The organism is Clostridium sp. CAG:43, from assembly GCF_000434655.1.
Taxonomy (GTDB): Bacteria; Bacillota; Clostridia; order Lachnospirales; family Lachnospiraceae; genus Otoolea; species Otoolea fessa.
In genome coordinates, this window is record NZ_FR895086.1 from 2,291 (window position 1) to 2,499 (window position 209).

Here is a 209-nt window from a genome sequence, read left to right on the forward strand (position 1 = left end):
GGTTGTGCTGACTGTGCCGGTGCTGCCGGTTGCGCCGACTGTGCCGGTTGTGCTGGTTGCTGCGTCTGTGTATTTGACTTTTTCTGTGTCGGTTGGTTGACTGGTTTTTGTTCCCTCACTGGTTCCGCTCCCATACTGACTGTTAAAACAATCCGGGCTCCTTCCTCCAGTTCTTGTCCTGGTTCTACGCTTTGTGAAACAACCAGATT

The 209-nt window shown here is 52.2% G+C and carries 1 protein-coding gene; it reads right to left on the reverse strand.

Annotation, left to right across the window (positions count from 1 at the left end; translation table 11 throughout):
- Positions 1–206 (reverse strand): PASTA domain-containing protein (locus QVO97_RS12735; protein WP_369678392.1); only part of this gene is annotated, 206 nt, incomplete at its 3' end.
- Positions 207–209: the final 3 nt, after the last annotated feature.